This is a genomic window from Streptomyces sp. NPDC002784, from assembly GCF_053592135.1.
Map to the genome: position 1 here is coordinate 46,529 of NZ_JBSFVD010000003.1, position 13,489 is coordinate 60,017.

The 13,489-nt window shown below is 74.2% G+C and carries 14 protein-coding genes and 1 pseudogene; 7 read left to right on the forward strand and 8 right to left on the reverse strand.

Annotation, left to right across the window (positions count from 1 at the left end):
- Positions 1 to 3: 3 nt before the first annotated feature.
- Genes ACWD1Z_RS07525 through ACWD1Z_RS07535 form a run of 3 tightly spaced genes read right to left on the reverse strand, consistent with a single transcriptional unit; the run spans position 4 to position 4,013 of the window.
- Positions 4 to 891 carry a universal stress protein gene (locus tag ACWD1Z_RS07525; protein ID WP_451116411.1) on the reverse strand — a complete coding sequence of 296 codons (888 nt, stop codon included), beginning with the start codon at positions 889 to 891 and terminating at the stop codon, positions 4 to 6.
- A 15-nt stretch (positions 892 to 906) separates the two neighbouring features.
- Positions 907 to 3,276, reverse strand: a complete 2,370-nt coding sequence (locus tag ACWD1Z_RS07530) for a glycoside hydrolase family 65 protein (RefSeq protein WP_451116412.1) — start codon at positions 3,274 to 3,276, stop codon at positions 907 to 909.
- On the reverse strand, positions 3,273 to 4,013 hold the full coding sequence (locus tag ACWD1Z_RS07535) for an HAD family hydrolase (RefSeq protein ID WP_451116414.1): 741 nt from the start codon (positions 4,011 to 4,013) through the stop codon (positions 3,273 to 3,275). Before ACWD1Z_RS07535 ends, ACWD1Z_RS07530 begins: the two co-directional genes overlap by 4 nt.
- Positions 4,014 to 4,267: 254 nt before the next feature.
- Here ACWD1Z_RS07535 and ACWD1Z_RS07540 point away from each other — a divergent pair, with 254 nt between their 5' ends.
- Positions 4,268 to 5,038 (forward strand): SCO2400 family protein, encoded by a 771-nt coding sequence (locus ACWD1Z_RS07540; protein WP_451116416.1) that lies wholly within the window; start codon positions 4,268 to 4,270, stop codon positions 5,036 to 5,038.
- 7 nt (positions 5,039 to 5,045) lie between these two features.
- Here ACWD1Z_RS07540 and ACWD1Z_RS07545 read toward each other — a convergent pair whose 3' ends face one another.
- Entirely contained in the window at positions 5,046 to 5,900 is an 855-nt protein-coding gene (locus ACWD1Z_RS07545; RefSeq protein WP_451116417.1) for a LysR family transcriptional regulator, read from the reverse strand.
- A gap of 68 nt (positions 5,901 to 5,968) precedes the next feature.
- On the opposite strand from ACWD1Z_RS07545, the gene ACWD1Z_RS07550 reads away from it, so the two are divergent.
- Positions 5,969 to 6,874, forward strand: a complete 906-nt coding sequence (locus ACWD1Z_RS07550; protein WP_451116419.1) for an EamA family transporter — start codon at positions 5,969 to 5,971, stop codon at positions 6,872 to 6,874.
- Here the strand turns inward: ACWD1Z_RS07550 and ACWD1Z_RS07555 are convergent.
- The 3 genes and pseudogenes from ACWD1Z_RS07555 to ACWD1Z_RS07565 all read right to left on the reverse strand — a co-directional run bounded on the left by ACWD1Z_RS07555 (position 6,859) and on the right by ACWD1Z_RS07565 (position 8,675).
- Positions 6,859 to 7,281 carry a PPOX class F420-dependent oxidoreductase gene (locus ACWD1Z_RS07555; RefSeq protein WP_451116420.1) on the reverse strand — a complete coding sequence of 141 codons (423 nt, stop codon included), beginning with the start codon at positions 7,279 to 7,281 and terminating at the stop codon, positions 6,859 to 6,861. The genes ACWD1Z_RS07550 and ACWD1Z_RS07555 overlap by 16 nt on opposite strands.
- A 73-nt stretch (positions 7,282 to 7,354) precedes the next feature.
- Positions 7,355 to 8,254, reverse strand: a pseudogene (locus ACWD1Z_RS07560) (NAD(P)-dependent oxidoreductase); the annotation flags it as partial.
- An 88-nt stretch (positions 8,255 to 8,342) separates the two neighbouring features.
- Positions 8,343 to 8,675 (reverse strand): ArsR/SmtB family transcription factor, encoded by a 333-nt coding sequence (locus ACWD1Z_RS07565; RefSeq protein WP_451116422.1) that lies wholly within the window; start codon positions 8,673 to 8,675, stop codon positions 8,343 to 8,345.
- 123 nt (positions 8,676 to 8,798) lie between these two features.
- On the opposite strand from ACWD1Z_RS07565, the gene ACWD1Z_RS07570 reads away from it, so the two are divergent.
- The 4 genes from ACWD1Z_RS07570 to dhaM all read left to right on the forward strand — a co-directional run bounded on the left by ACWD1Z_RS07570 (position 8,799) and on the right by dhaM (position 11,934).
- On the forward strand, positions 8,799 to 9,776 hold the full coding sequence (locus tag ACWD1Z_RS07570) for a quinone oxidoreductase family protein (RefSeq protein ID WP_451116423.1): 978 nt from the start codon (positions 8,799 to 8,801) through the stop codon (positions 9,774 to 9,776).
- A gap of 115 nt (positions 9,777 to 9,891) precedes the next feature.
- On the forward strand, positions 9,892 to 10,884 hold the full coding sequence (dhaK, locus tag ACWD1Z_RS07575) for a dihydroxyacetone kinase subunit DhaK (RefSeq protein ID WP_451116424.1): 993 nt from the start codon (positions 9,892 to 9,894) through the stop codon (positions 10,882 to 10,884).
- 47 nt (positions 10,885 to 10,931) lie between these two features.
- Positions 10,932 to 11,531 (forward strand): dihydroxyacetone kinase subunit DhaL, encoded by a 600-nt coding sequence (dhaL, locus tag ACWD1Z_RS07580; RefSeq protein ID WP_451116425.1) that lies wholly within the window; start codon positions 10,932 to 10,934, stop codon positions 11,529 to 11,531.
- On the forward strand, positions 11,524 to 11,934 hold the full coding sequence (dhaM, locus tag ACWD1Z_RS07585) for a dihydroxyacetone kinase phosphoryl donor subunit DhaM (protein WP_451116426.1): 411 nt from the start codon (positions 11,524 to 11,526) through the stop codon (positions 11,932 to 11,934). The genes dhaL and dhaM overlap by 8 nt, the downstream gene beginning before the upstream one ends.
- Positions 11,935 to 11,965: 31 nt before the next feature.
- Here the strand turns inward: dhaM and ACWD1Z_RS07590 are convergent, their stop codons facing one another.
- Positions 11,966 to 12,592, reverse strand: a complete 627-nt coding sequence (locus tag ACWD1Z_RS07590; protein WP_451116428.1) for a TetR/AcrR family transcriptional regulator — start codon at positions 12,590 to 12,592, stop codon at positions 11,966 to 11,968.
- Between the two features lie 137 nt (positions 12,593 to 12,729).
- On the opposite strand from ACWD1Z_RS07590, the gene ACWD1Z_RS07595 reads away from it, so the two are divergent.
- Positions 12,730 to 13,482: an SDR family NAD(P)-dependent oxidoreductase gene (locus ACWD1Z_RS07595; protein ID WP_451116430.1), complete on the forward strand. Its 753-nt coding sequence runs from the start codon at positions 12,730 to 12,732 to the stop codon at positions 13,480 to 13,482.
- Positions 13,483 to 13,489 lie beyond the last annotated feature (7 nt).

Sequence of the window (13,489 nt, forward strand, 5' to 3'; positions counted from 1 at the left end):
CGGTCACTTTCCCGCGGCGCGTACGACGGCGACCGGGCAGTCCGCGTGGTGCAGCACGGCCTGGCTCACCGAGCCGAGCAGCAGCCCGGTGAAACCGCCCCGGCCGCGCGCCCCGACCACGACGAGCCCGGCGTCCGCGCTGGCCTCGATCAGCGTGTGCCGGACCCGGCCGCGCACGAGGCGGCGCCGCACCTCGACGTCCGGGTACTTCTCGCGCGGCCCGACGAGCGCCTCGGCGAGCACCCGCTCCTCCTCCTGGCGCAGCCGCTCCTCGTCGTAGGTGACGAAGGGCGGGTCGCCCGGGGCGTCGTAGACCCGCTCGGTGTGGGTGTTCCAGGCGTGCAGCGCCACTAGGGCCGTGCCGTGCCGCGCGGCGTGCGCGAAGGCGAACTCGACGGCGGGCTCGGCGTGGGGCGAGCCGTCCACGGCCAGCAGGACCGGGCCCGCGGGATCCGGTCGGCCGCGTACGACCAGGACCGGACAGGCGGCGTGGGCGGCCAGGTGCGCGGCCGTGGACCCGAGCAGCAGGCTGCCGAAGCGGCTCAGGCCCCGGCTGCCGACGACCGCCAGGGACGCGGTCCGCGTCTCCAGCTCCAGCACCATCACCGGCTCGCCGACGACGACCTCACGGGAGATCTCCAGGTGCGGTGCGGTCGCGCGCGCACGCCGTTCCGCCTCGGTGAGGGTGCCGTCGACCAGTTCGCGCACTCCGGCGGTCGCCGGGCTCCAGGGCGGCACGTGGACCGACGGCCCCCCGAAGGCGTGCACCAGCCGCAGCCCCACGCCGCGCAGCGCGGCCTCCCGCGCGGCGACCCGCACCGCGGTCAGGCTCGCCTCCGAGCCGTCCACGCCCACGACGACAGGACCGTTCACGACGCCAGGACCGTCCATCGCCGGTCTCCCTTCTCAGTCCGGCAGCTTCAGCCGCGTCGACTCCCCCGGTTCCAGGACGACCGTGCGGTCCGGCAGCCGCAGGTCGATCGGGGGCGCGTCGGAGAACGGCACGGAGATGTCCAGCTGTCCGTGCTCCAGGTGCAGCCGCACGCCCCAGTGCCCTTGGTAGCGCAGGCCGAAGCCGTACGCGGACAGCTCCGGCAGCGGCACCGGGTCCAGCCACAGTGCCCCGTCGCGGGTCTCCAGGCCGGTCAGCCCGCGCTGCACCAGGTCGAGGGTGCCCGCCATGGCGCCGAGGTGGATGCCCTCGCCGGTGGTCCCGCCCTGGACGTCCGCGATGTCGCCCTGCAGGGCCTCCTGGCAGAACGTCCACGCCTCCGCGCGGCGGGCCCGGGCCAGCACCCAGCCGTGCACCAGGCCGCTGAGGGTGGACCCGTGGCTGGTGCGGTGCAGGTAGTAGTCGACGGTACGGTGCCAGATCTCGTCGTCGAGCCGCAGACCCAGCCGGCGGAACAGGCCCCGCAGTTCGGCCGGGGCGAAGAGGTAGCCGAGCATCAGCACGTCCGCCTGCTTGGAGGCCTGGTAGCGGTTGACGCTGTCGCCCTCCGCCTCCAGGATCCGGTCCAGGCGGCGGATGTCGCCGTACCGCTGCCGGTAGTCGTTCCAGGGCAGCTCGGCCAGCTCGCCGTAGCCGTCGAACTGGCTGATGACACCGGAGTGGAAGGGCACGTGGAGCGTGCGCGAGACCTCCTGCCACAGCTCCAGTTCGGTCCCGTCCAGGCCCGTGCGCTCGGCGAGTTCGCGGCGCCTCGGTTCCGGCAGGGCGTCGATCAGCTCCAGGGCGCGCATGAGCACCCAGGCGGCCGTGACGTTGGTGTAGGCGTTGTCGTCGAGGCCGGGGGCGCTCGCGCCGGGATAGGCGTCGTGGTACTCGTCGGGGCCGACCACACCCGTGATGCGGTACCGGCCGAGGCCGTCGTCGTACTCGGCGGCGTCCGCCCAGAAGCGGGCGATCTGGAGCATCATCTCGGCGCCCTTGGTGTGCTGGAACTCCATGTCGCCGCTGGCCTCGCAGTACTGCCAGACGTTGTACGCGATGGCCGAACCCACGTGGTACTGCAGATGCGAGTGGTCGGGCAGCCAGCGCCCCGAGCGCGGGTTGAGATGCAGCTGCTGGGTCTCCTCGCGGCCGTCGCTGCCGCTCTGCCACGGGAACAGGGCGCCCCGCCGGCCGACGGCCCGCGCCGAGGTGCAGGCCTTTTCCAGGCGGCGGTGGCGGTAACGCAGCAGGGCCCGGGCGACCTCGGGGAAGTGCAGGTTGAGGAACGGCAGCACGAACAGCTCGTCCCAGAAGACATGCCCCCGGTAGGCCTCGCCGTGCAGTCCCCGCGCGGGCACGCCCACGTCGAGGTCGGCGGTGTGCGGGGAGAGCGTCTGCAGCACATGGAACAGGTGCAGCCGCAGGATGCGGCCCGACTCCCCGGCGACCTCCAGGGCGGCCCGCCGCCAGAGCTGGTCCCAGGCGGTGAAGTGCGAGGTGAGCAGGTCGTCGAAACCGGGCGCACGCCCGACCCGGTCGACGGCGGCGTGCAGCGGATCGCTGATGGCCGGGTCGCGCGAGGTGTACAGGGCGACGATCTTGTCGACGGTGCGGGCGCGGCCGTCGGTGAGCGCCAGGACGGTGTGCTGGGTGGTGCGCCGGTTCTTGTTGCGGACGGCGACCAGTGCGTCGGAGGTCAGCCGGGCGGCCATGCCGATGCGGACGTCCGAGGTGCGGGTGCGGCAGCGCAGCCACACGATCTCCGGGGTGGCGGTGCCCGTCTGCGCATGGATGAGGTGGTGGCCGTCCAGGTCGCGGTAGCGCGGTACGCCGGAGTTGGTGACGCCGCCGTCGAGGGACGCCTCGACCTCCAGTTCGCCGGAGAAGCCCTCGGCGGTGAACTCGGTGCGCAGCGCGGCCAGATGCGGGTCCGCCATGTGCACGATCCGCCGCTGGTGGACCGCCAGGACGCGGCCAGCGCCGAGGTCGTAGCGGGTGCGCCGCTCCAGCATCCCGGAAGCCAGGAGCAGCCCCATGCGGTGCTCCACCAGCGGGGCGGTGTCGGGGGTGAGCCAGGGCCCGCCGCGCAGCCGGAAGCGCAGCGGCAGCCAGTTGGGGACGTTGACCATGTCCTCGTTCTCGACCTGGCGTCCCGCCACGGTGGAGGTGAGCCGGTTGTAGCAGCCCGCGACGTACGTGCCCGGGTAGTGGATGTCGTCGGCCGTGCACTCCGGCAGCGCGCCCCGGGTGGCGAAGTAGCCGTTGCCCAGGGTGCACAGGGACTCGCGCAGCCGCTCGTCCGTGGGCTCGTAGCCCTCGTACTCCCAGGTCCATCCCGTCACGTCGACTCCTCACCGAGCAGTTCCGCGAGATCTCGTACGACGATGTCGGCACCGTGGCTGCGCAGTCTGTCCGCCGAGTCCCCCGAGGCGGTCCGGTCCACGCCCACCACCAGGGCGAACCCGCCCCGTCTGCCCGCCTCCACGCCCGCCAGGGCGTCCTCCACGACGGCGCAGCGGCCGGTGGGGACGCCGAGCCGGCCGGCGGCGGTGCGGAACAGATCGGGCTCGGGCTTGCCCGGCAGGCCGAGGCGGGCCGCCTCGCCGCCGTCCACCAGGACGTCGAACAGGTCGCGCACACCGGCCCCGGTGAGCAGTTCACCGGCGTGCCGGGAGGCCGAGGCCGCCGCGACGGGGACCCCTGCCCGGCGCAGGGCGCGCACCAGTCGCACGGTGCCGGGATAGGCCGCCACGCCGTGCTCGCGCAGGCGCCGGGTGAACAGTTCCTCCTTGTGGGCGGCGACGGCCCGCACGGTGTCGTCCGAGGCCTCGGCGGCGCGGGAGGCGAGGAAGGCGGCGGCGCCGTCGAGGCGGGACCTGCCGTCCACGAACCGCAGGTAGTCGTCCTGCACGTCGAAGGGCCGCCGCTGCCCGGGATCCTCGGGCGGATGCGCCTCGAGGAAGGCGTCGAACGCCTCTTTCCAGGCCGCCGCGTGCACCCGCGCGGAGTCCGTGATCACCCCGTCGGTGTCGAAGACGACGGCTCGGACGCCGGTCAGCGTGGGGGCGAGGCGCTCCATGGTCACTCCCGCTGGGGTACGACGGCGACGGGGCGGGCGGCACGGTGCGGCGGGGCGGGGCAGCGCCGTGCCGCGCTGCTCCGTCTCCACGGTCGCACGGGTGCCCGGGAAACCGCAGGCGGGCGGGTCGGCCACGGCCGGTCCACGAGTTCTGTGCAGGAGCGGCACACAGGCTGCACACGGCCTCTGGAAAGGCTCGCTACGGTTCTGGCCGATCGACCCCCCGTGCGAACGCCGAGTCAGAAAGACCGCGGATGGACTACTGCTCCACATGCCGTCGGCATCTCAACGGTGCCCTGGTGTGCCCCGGGTGCGGCGCCTACGCCCCGGACATCGCTCCGCCGATCGCGCAGGCTCCCGCGGTGGCCCGCTCCGACACCATCTGGCCCGCCGTGGAGACCCCCGACGAGGAAACCCCCGCCGAGGAGACCCCCACCGAGGAACAGGTCCCGTACGAGGAGCCGCAGGCCCTGCCCGACGCGCCCTCGGGCCGGGCGGCGCGCCGACGCCGGCGGGCGCGCTGGAAGAAGAACCAGCGCAAGGCCGTGGTGGCCACCGCGGTGGCGCTGGTCGGCGGCGGGCTGACCCTCGCCTCGCTGGGCCAGCAGTCCGGGGACCGGGCTCAGGCGGCCACGGCGCCCGACACCACCGCCATGGGCACCGGCGAGGAGCAGGCCGGTGCGGCCGATGAGCCGACCCCGGCGGCGTCGGCACCGCCGGAGACGCCCCGTTCCCGGCCCGACACCCCGCCCGCCCGGCCCTCGGCCACCCACGCCCCGCGCGAACAGGCCGTCGCCACCGCCCCGGCCACGGCCCAGCCGCACACCCCCGCCGCTCCGCCCGCCGCGGCGCCACCGGCCGCCCAGTCCCAGGCACTCCCCGCCGCCACCGGCCCGGCCCCCGAACCGACGGCCACGCCCACACCCACGCCCACACCCACCGAGAGCACGCCCGCACCGGCGGCCCCTTCGCCCTCGGCGACCGCCCCGTCGGGACTCTGCCTGCTGGTGCTGTGCGTCAGCTGATCCCGGTTCACTCGTCGCGGTACAGGCCCGTCAGCAGTTCGATCACCGCCTGGGTCGCCGGATGGGGGTCCTCCCGCCACCAGCCGAGTCGTACGGCGATGGGCTCGGCGTCCCGCACCGGGCGGTAGACCACGCCGGGGCGCGGGTACTGGTTGGCGGTCGCCTCGGCGGTCATGCCGACGCAGCGGCCGGTGGCGATCACGGTGAGCCAGTCGTCGACGTCGTGGGTCTCCTCCGTCGCCGGGCGGGCGTCCGGGGGCCACAGGTCCGCCGTGGTCGTGCCCGTGCGCCGGTCGACGAGCAGGGTGCGCCCGCCCAGGTCGGTGAGCCGGACCGAACGGCGGCGGGCCAGCGGATCGTCGGCGGCCACCGCGCACAGCCGCCGCTCCAGACCGACGATCGCGGAGTCGAACCTGCGGTCGTCCAGCGCCCGGCGGACGACGGCCAGGTCCGAGGCGCCCTCCGCGAGACCGGCGGTGGCCGAGTTGACGCGCACCAGCTGCAGGTCGGTTCCGGGGTGCGCGGTGGCCCAGCGGCGCAGAAACGGCGGGGTGTGCCGGCCGAACGCCGCCCAGGCGTAGCCGATCCGCAGCCGGGCATGGCCGGAGGTGGCCTCCCGGACCAGGTCGTCGACCTCCCCCAGCACGCGGCGGGCGTGCGCCAGTACCCGCAGTCCCGTGCCCGTCGGGGTCACCTCCCGGGAGGTCCGGCGCAACAGCCGTACTCCCAGGCCGCGTTCGAGGGAGGCGAGGGTCCGGGAGACGGCCGCCTGGGAGACGCCGAGCGCCAGGGCGGCATCGGTGAAGCTGCCCTCGTCGACGATGGCGACCAGGCAGCGCAGCTGGCGGAGTTCCACATCCATGACTCAAGCGTATAGATGGCTCGGCGTACGCATTTTGCGCATACGGCGGCCGGCGCCACGCTGTCCGCATGCGCTCCGCCTCCGCCGCCGAAGCCGCCGATGCCGCCCTCCCCCACGTCGAGTGCGCGCCCGGCAGGCTCGCCGGTGTGGCCACCATGATCGCCAGCGGGCTGTCGAACCAGACCGGCGCCGCGATCGGTTCGCTCGCCTTCCCGGTGCTCGGTCCGCTCGGTGTGGTGGCGGTGCGTCAGTACGTCGCCGCCCTCGTCCTGCTGGCCGTCGCCAGGCCCCGGCCGCGTGCCTTCACCCGGCACCAGTGGTGGCCGGTCGCCCTGCTGGCGGTGGTCTTCGGCACCATGAACCTGTCGCTGTACACCGCCATCGACCGGATCGGTCTGGGGCTGGCGGTGACCTTGGAGTTCCTGGGCCCGCTCGCCATCGCGCTGGCTTCGTCCCGGCGGCGCCTGGACGCGCTGTGCGCGGTGATCGCGGCGGCGGGGGTGATCGCACTGCTGCGTCCGGGGCCCTCCGCCGACTACGTCGGCCTGGGCCTCGGCCTGCTGGCCGCCGTCTGCTGGGCGTCGTACATCCTGCTCAACCGCACCGTGGGACAGCGCCTGCCCGGCGCGCAGGGTGCGGCCGCCGCGGCCACGCTGTCCGCCCTGCTGTTCCTGCCGGCCGGGATCGTCCTCGTCGTACGACAGCCCCCGACGGCCGCGGCCGTGACCTGCGCCGTGGCCGCCGGGGTGCTGTCGTCGGCCGTCCCCTACCTCGCGGACCTGCTCACCCTGCGCCGGGTCCCGGCCCGGGCGTTCGGGCTGTTCATGAGCGTCAACCCGGTGCTCGCCGCGCTCGTCGGCCTGGTCGGGCTCGGGCAGGGCCTCGGGTGGGCGGAGTGGGCGAGCATCGGGGCGATCGTGGCCGCGAACGCGATGAGCATCCTGACCTCGCGCGTGCCTCAGGCGGAGGCCTGATCGCTGTCCTTGTGCGCGCCCCAGCCGTGCCAGCGCTCGACCTCGATCCAGGCGCTGGTACGGGGGCGGACCCGGTTGGCGTAGGGCTTGCCGGTGTAGTGCGAGGCGATCCGGTCGATGTCGGCGAGCCCTTCGTCGCCGTAGGTCTCCACGACGCGTCCGATGAGGGTGACGTGCGTGTACCAGTCCTCGCCGTCGAGCACGGTGAGCGTCACGCGCGGGTCGCGGCCCAGGTGTTTCAGGCGTACGCGGCCGTCGTCCAGGCTGATCAGCACGCGGCCGTCCTCCCACAGGTACCAGGTGGGCGTGGAGACGGGCGTGCCGTCGGAGCGCAGGGTGGCCATCACGGCCGGGTTGGGGCGGCGCAGCAGTTCCTGCGCCTCGCCGGGCAGCGGGGGCTTGGACATCTGGGTCCTCCTCGGTTCGGTGCGGTTCAACTCTGGTCGTCGAAGGTGGCGAGGTGTCGAGGGTCCGGTGCGGTCAGCTCTGCTCGTCGGCGGTGGCGTCGAAGCTGGCGAAGTAGGCGGCGGCCATGTCCTCGTCGCCGTGGCCGAGGGCGGCGGCCCGCTCCAGACGGGCGGCGCCCGCCTCGGCCACGTCCAGACGCACCCCGCCCCGCTCGCCCGCCTCGACGATCAGCCGCGCGTCCTTGGCGGCGGTGGACACCGCGAACTGGGCCGGGGACAGCCGCTCCTCGATGATCAGCCCCGACTTGGCGCGCAGGTACCCCATGTCCAGCGGGCCACCCTCGATCAGATCGAAGAACCTGCGCGGGTCCACGTCGAGGGCCCGTGCCAGGGCGAGCGTCTCCCCCGCCGCCGCGGTGGCCGCGATGACCCAGCTGTTGGCGACCAGCTTCAGCCGGGTCGCGGTCCCCGCCGCGCCGTCCTCGCCGGTCCACACCGTGCGGGCGCCGACCGCCTCGAAGACCGGTGTGACCTTGTCCCGGGCGTCGGCGGGCCCGGCCGCCAGCACGGTGAGCTGTCCCGCCTCGGCGGGCCCGCGGGTGCCGAGCACGGGGGCGTCGTAGAAGGCCAGCCGGTGCTCACCGGCGAGGTCCGCCAAGGCGGGGAGGGCGTCGAGGCCGACGGTGGTGGACTGCACCCAGGCGGTGCCGGGGCCCAGGGCGGGGGCGGCCTGGCGCATCACGTCCAGGGCGGCGGGGCCGTCGTGCAGGACCGTCAGGACGACGTCGGCGTCCTGGACGGCCTCGGCGGGGGTGCCCGCGACGGAAGCGCCGTCGGAGGTGAGCGGTTCGGCCTTGGCACGGGTGCGGTTCCAGGCGCGGACGGTGTGTCCGGCGCGGGCGAGGTTGCGGGCCATCGCGGCCCCCATGATCCCGGTGCCCAGCACCGCCACGGTGAGCCTGTCGGTCATGGCGTTCGCCTTCCTGTCTCGTCCCCGGGTACGGCGCCGGGCCGCGTCTCCTAGGTGAGGATCCCTACCACGTTGTCCCGGTATATGCCGTTCAATCCCGCAAGACCAGAGCCAGGAGCCCGGGAAAGCGTGCGTCGAACTCCTCGCGCCGCAGCCGGTTCACCCGCTTCGGCCCCTCGTCGCGCTGCTCGACCAGCCCCGCGCCGCGCAGCACCGAGAAGTGGTGGCTGAGCGCGGCCTTGCCGACCGGGACGTCGAAGCTGCCGCAACTGCGCGTCCAGTCCGCGGAGTTGGCCAGCTCACGGATGAGCTGCATGCGCACCGGGTCGGCGACCGCGGACAGCGCGGTCTGCACCGAGACGTCCTCGGGATCCGTGTGCACCGGCGCGGCGCGATGACCGCCGCCCGCCACCTGGTTCGCCATGTTCCGCTCCCCGTGCCGCTTGCCGAGTGTTCGATGCGTATCTTACAGTCCGGGTGTTCGCTTCCCGTCGAACAGTCAGGTCGGCAGGTCACGGTCGACACGTCACAGAAGGGCCGATCCGTCATGCGCGCAGTGGAGTTCGAGGAGTACGGCGATCCCGAGGTGCTGAAGGTCGTGGAGGCCGACGTCCCGGAACCGGGGCCGGGCCGGGTGACCGTCGAGACCGCCTACGCCGGGGTGAACTTCGCGGACCTCAAGGCGCGGGCCGAGGGGTACCGGGTGGACGCGCTGCCCTACCGCCCGGGTCTGGAGCTCTCCGGGCGTGTCCGGGCCGTCGGTGCGGGTGTCGAGGGCCTGCGGCCCGGGCAGGAGGTCGCCGCGCTGGTCGGCGGCGGCGCCTACGCCGAGGTGGTCGTCGCCGACGCGGCGACCGTCTTCCCGCTCCCCGAGGGCATGGACCTGCGGACGGCGGCCACGCTTCCCACGGTCGTGCCGACGGCGTACGCCCTGCTGCACGAGGTGGGCCGGCTGCGCGCCGGGGAGAGCGTGCTGGTGCACGGCGCGGCGGGCGGCATCGGCACCGTGGCAGGGCAGCTGGCCCGGGCGGCGGGCGCCGGGGCGGTGTACGGCGTCGCCTCCTCGGCGGGCAAGGCCGAGTACGCCCGCGGGCACGGCTACGACGCGGTGTTCAGCGCCGAGACCTTCTCCGAGGACGTCCGCCGCGCCACCGGCGGCCGGGGCGTGGACCTGGTCCTGGACCCGGTCGGCGGGGACACCCTGCGCCGCGGGCTGGACGCGCTGGCGGTCTACGGGCGCCTGGTGTCGTTCGGCAACGCGAGCGGATCGGAGCCGTGGCAGGTGGGCCGGCCCGAGCTGTACGCGCAGGGCCGCTCGGTGGCGGGCTTCTCCATCCTGGCCCTCGCCCAGTCGGCACCGGACGCGCTGCGCGCGCTCGCCGAGCGGGCCTTCCGCACGGTCACCGACGGCACCGTGCGACTGCCGGTCACCGCGGAGTTCCCGCTGTCGGACGCGGCCGGGGCACACCGGCTCATGGGGAGCCGTACGTCCACGGGCAAGCTGGTGCTGCGGGTGGCCGCCTGAGCCGGGCGCCCCGCGCGCCGACGGGTCCTCCCCCGCACGTGACCTTCCCCGCCCCAAGGTCGATACTGCCGACAGCGGTCCGGAAGCTGTCTGCCCACCTCACCAGGAGGCACCCATGAGGATGCTCATCAACGTCCCGGAGACCGTCGTCACCGACGCCCTGCGCGGTATGGCGGCCGCTCACCCCGAACTGACCGTGGATGTCGAGAACCGGGTGATCGTACGGCGGGACGCCCCGGTGCCCGGAAGGGTCGCCCTCGTCTCCGGCGGCGGTTCGGGACACGAGCCGCTGCACGGCGGGTTCGTGGGGCCCGGAATGCTGTCGGCGGCCTGTCCGGGCGAGGTGTTCACCTCTCCGGTGCCCGACCAGATGGTGCGGGCCGCGGCGGCCGTGGACAGCGGCGCGGGCGTGCTGTTCATCGTGAAGAACTACACCGGCGACGTCCTCAACTTCGACATGGCGGCCGAACTCGCCGAGGACGAGGGCATCCAGGTGGCGAAGGTGCTCGTCGACGACGACGTGGCGGTCACCGACAGCCTCTACACCGCCGGCCGCCGCGGCACCGGCGCGACCCTGTTCGTGGAGAAGATCGCGGGCGCGGCGGCCGCGGAGGGCATGCCGCTGGAGCGGGTGGAGGCGATCGCGCGCCAGGTCAACGACAGCGCCCGCAGCTTCGGCGTGGCGCTCAGCGCCTGCACCACCCCCGCCAAGGGCAGCCCCACCTTCGACCTGCCCCCCGGCGAGCTGGAGCTCGGCGTCGGCATCCACGGCGAACCGGGCCGCGAGCGGCGGCCCATGATGACCTCGGGCGAGATCGCCGACTTCGCGGTGCACGCGATCCTGGAGGACATGGCCCCGAGCAACCCCGTCCTGGTCCTGGTCAACGGCATGGGCGCGACCCCGCTGCTGGAGCTGTACGGCTTCAGCGCCGAGGTCCAGCGGGTGCTCGCCGCCCGCGGGGTGGCCGTGGCCCGCACCCTCGTCGGCAACTACGTCACGTCCCTCGACATGGCCGGCGCCTCGGTCACCCTGTGCCAGATCGACGAGGAGCTGCTGCGCCTGTGGGACGCTCCGGTGCGGACGGCCGGACTGCGCTGGGGCATGTGAGCGGGCGGCGCCCGGGTGTCAACGTACCTACCACGCAAGGAGATCTTGTGCTCGACGCCGACTTCTTCCGCCGCTGGATGACCGCGACCGCCGCGTCCGTCGCCCGTGAGGCGGAACGGCTCACCTCCCTCGACTCGCCGATCGGGGACGCCGACCACGGCAGCAATCTGCTGCGCGGCTTCCGCGCCGTGACCGAGACCCTGGACAAGGAGTCCCCGGACACTCCCGGCGCGGTGCTGACCCTCGCCGGACGGCAGCTGATCTCGACGGTGGGCGGCGCCTCGGGGCCGCTGTACGGGACGCTGCTGCGGCGCACCGGCAAGGCGCTCGGGGAGGCGGCCGAGGTCGACGAGGCACAGTTCGCGGAGGCGTTCCGTGCCGGAGTGGACGCGGTGATGACGCTCGGGGGTGCCGCGCCGGGCGACAAGACGATGATCGACGCGCTGGTGCCGGCCGTGGACGCGCTCGGCTCCAGTTTCGCCGCTGCCCGGGCCGCCGCCGAGGAAGGGGCGCGGGCCACGACGCCGCTCCAGGCGCGCAAGGGGCGGGCGAGCTATCTCGGCGAGCGCAGCATCGGGCACCAGGATCCCGGTGCCACCTCCTCGGCCCTGCTCGTCGCGGCGCTGGCGGAGGCGAACGGTGAGTGACGACAAGCGGGTCGGGATCGTGCTGGTGTCGCACAGCGCCGAGGTGGCCGCGTCGGTGGCCGAGCTGGCGAAGAGCCTCGCTGGCGGCGGGACGTCGGTGCCGGTGGCGCCGGCGGGCGGCACCGAGGACGGCGGCCTCGGCACCAGTTCCGAGCTGATCGCGGCGGCGGCCGCGGCCGTGGACCAGGGGGCCGGGGTGGCCGTCCTGACCGACCTCGGCAGCGCGGTGCTGACCGTGAAGGCGCTGCTCGCCGAGGGCGACGAACTCCCCGACGGCACGCGGCTGGTGGACGCGCCCTTCGTCGAGGGCGCGATCGCCGCGGTCGTCACGGCGGCCACCGGCGCCGACCTCGCGGCGGTACAGGCGGCCGCGGAGGAGGCGTACACCTACCGCAAGGTGTGAACCTCCCGCACGGTGCGACCGGCGACGGGGTCTAGGCGATGCCGCGGGAGGCCACTTCCAGTGCCGTCCGCAGGGCCGCCTCCAGTGCGGCTCGCGTCGCCGTCGCGTCGGGGGCCTGGTCCGCGGTGTGCCAGGCGTGGTGTTCCACGGCCGCCCGCAGGGCCGCGTTGAACATCGCGGCCTGGATCACCGGGCGCAGGTCGTCGGCGGGCAGTCCGGCCCGCTCGGCGAGCGCCCGGGCGAAGGCCGGCTCGGCCTCGTCGTAGGTCTGGAGCCAGACGGCGCGCAGTCCCGGCTCGGTGCGGGTGAGCCGTACCAGGGCGCCGACGGTGTCGTGCGCGGAACCCTGGTCGGCCGGAAGGCTGCGGTCGAGGATCCGCTCCAGGGGCTCCCCGGGACGCCAGCTGCGCAGCGACTCGGCGATCATCTCGATCCCGGCCGAGAACAGCGGCTGTACGCAGTTCTCCTTGCTCGGGAAGTAGCGCCACACGGTCCGCGCCGAGACGCCGACCGCCTGCCCGATCTGCTCTCCGGTGGTCGCCGTCACCCCCTGGGCGACGAACAGGCCGACCGCGGCCCGGGCGATCTCCAGCCGGATCTCGGCCCTGCGCTCCTCGGTCAGCGGCGGTCGTCCCGTGCGTGCGCGGGCTGCGGTCATCTCTGCCTCCGGTCCGGTGATCACTGCCGGAATTCTCCCCCACCGCCCTCACCCGACTTTATGTCACTCACAGACATTAAGTGAGTAGGGTGGGCGCGCACAGGGCACTCGGCCCTGGCACAGGACGGGAGCAGCAGATGACCGAGGGACGTGGCGTCATCGTCACCGGGGCGGGTTCGGGCATCGGCCGGGCCGCGGCGCTGGCCTTCGCCGCCCAGGGCGACCGGGTGCTGGTGGCGGATCTCAACGCCGAGGGCGCACGCGCCGTCGTCGCGCGGATCGAGGGGGCGGGCGGCGCCGCGGTCGCCGTCACCGGCGATCTGAGCGAGCAGCCGGTCGTCGACGCGGTGGTGGCCACCGCCGTGGAGCGGTTCGGCGGGGTGGACGTGCTGGTCAACAACGCCGGGATCATGGACCGTATGTCGGCGGTCGCCGATGTGAGCGACGCGGAGTGGGAGCGGGTCATCCGGGTCAACCTCACCGCCCCGTTCCAGCTCACCCGGGCCGTCCTGCCGCACATGCTGGCGGCGGGCAAGGGCGTGATCGTGAACACGGCGTCCGAGGCGGGCCTGAGGGGCAGCGCGGCGGGCGCCGCGTACACGGCCTCCAAGCACGGGATGGTGGGCCTGACGAAGAACCTCGCGGTGATGTACCGCGGCAAGGGGATCCGCGCCAACGCCATCGCGCCCGGCGGCACCGAGACCGGTATCGTCGTCGACGCCGAGCAGGGCGCCCACGGGCCGGCGGCGCTCGGCCCGCACTTCGTCAACGTCGGCCGGCTGGCCCGGCCCGAGGAGCAGGCCGCGGCCATCGTGTTCCTCGCCTCGGACGCGGCGAGCAACATCAACGGCGTGGTGCTGCCCGTGGACGACGGCTGGTCGGCGGTCTGACCGAGGC

Coding starts and splice junctions, on each gene's coding strand:
- ACWD1Z_RS07550 (WP_451116419.1), top strand. CDS start 5,969: ATGCGCTCCGCCTCCGCCGCCGAAGCCGCCGATGCCGCCCTCCCCCAC.
- ACWD1Z_RS07555 (WP_451116420.1), bottom strand. CDS start 7,281: ATGTCCAAGCCCCCGCTGCCCGGCGAGGCGCAGGAACTGCTGCGCCGC.
- ACWD1Z_RS07590 (WP_451116428.1), bottom strand. CDS start 12,592: ATGACCGCAGCCCGCGCACGCACGGGACGACCGCCGCTGACCGAGGAG.
- ACWD1Z_RS07545 (WP_451116417.1), bottom strand. CDS start 5,900: ATGGATGTGGAACTCCGCCAGCTGCGCTGCCTGGTCGCCATCGTCGAC.
- ACWD1Z_RS07595 (WP_451116430.1), top strand. CDS start 12,730: ATGACCGAGGGACGTGGCGTCATCGTCACCGGGGCGGGTTCGGGCATC.
- dhaK (WP_451116424.1), top strand. CDS start 9,892: ATGAGGATGCTCATCAACGTCCCGGAGACCGTCGTCACCGACGCCCTG.
- ACWD1Z_RS07540 (WP_451116416.1), top strand. CDS start 4,268: ATGGACTACTGCTCCACATGCCGTCGGCATCTCAACGGTGCCCTGGTG.
- ACWD1Z_RS07525 (WP_451116411.1), bottom strand. CDS start 891: ATGGACGGTCCTGGCGTCGTGAACGGTCCTGTCGTCGTGGGCGTGGAC.
- ACWD1Z_RS07535 (WP_451116414.1), bottom strand. CDS start 4,013: ATGGAGCGCCTCGCCCCCACGCTGACCGGCGTCCGAGCCGTCGTCTTC.
- ACWD1Z_RS07570 (WP_451116423.1), top strand. CDS start 8,799: ATGCGCGCAGTGGAGTTCGAGGAGTACGGCGATCCCGAGGTGCTGAAG.
- ACWD1Z_RS07565 (WP_451116422.1), bottom strand. CDS start 8,675: ATGGCGAACCAGGTGGCGGGCGGCGGTCATCGCGCCGCGCCGGTGCAC.